We start from the raw sequence: 622 nt of genomic DNA, 5'->3' as shown, positions 1-622 counted from the left end.
TGACTGCAATTGCGTTGGAACATTAGTGGATAGTGATCAGGACGGTGTATGCGACAGTGATGATGTTTGTCCAGGCTTTGATGACAAGGCAGACGCAGACGGGGATGGAATACCCAATGGCTGCGATAGCTGCGATGGCAATATAGCTGGCACTAGCTGTGATGACGGTGACCCATGTACTACCAATGATGTTTACGATGCCGATTGTAATTGCGCCGGAACCTATACCGACAGTGATCAAGATGGCGTCTGTGACGCGGAGGATGTCTGTCCTGGACATACATCATCGTTATCGCATACTCCATCCTGATCAGAATCTTGGAAAGTACCTGCACAATTACAGTTGGCGTCGTAAACGTCGTTGACCGTACATGGATCATTGTCATCACAGCTGGTTCCGGTTAGACTTCCATCACAAGTGTCACAGCCATCTGGGGTACCATCATTATCGCCATCAGCATTGTCATCGAATCCTGGGCATATATCGTCGTTGTCACAAACCCCATCCTGATCGGAGTCCTGGAAAGCTCCCGCGCAATTGCAGTCCGCATCATACACATCGTTGATCGTACATGGATCATTATCATCGCAACTAGTTCCGCTTAAAGTATTATCACAGTCG

1 protein-coding gene is annotated in these 622 nt (G+C 48.4%); it reads right to left on the bottom strand.

Features of this window, described 5'->3' with window-relative positions:
• Nucleotides 1-22 precede the first annotated feature (22 nt).
• The gene (locus D5R40_RS36855) at nucleotides 23-241 is read right to left on the bottom strand and encodes a hypothetical protein (protein WP_124155931.1); all 219 of its coding nucleotides are present in this window, start codon (nucleotides 239-241) and stop codon (nucleotides 23-25) included.
• Nucleotides 242-622: the final 381 nt, after the last annotated feature.

Origin of the sequence: Okeania hirsuta (assembly GCF_003838195.1) — a bacterium.
GTDB classification, from domain to species: Bacteria; Cyanobacteriota; Cyanobacteriia; order Cyanobacteriales; family Microcoleaceae; genus Okeania; species Okeania hirsuta.
The sequence above is the reverse complement of the archived record's forward strand: the minus strand, read 5'-3'. Positions and strand labels throughout refer to the sequence as shown.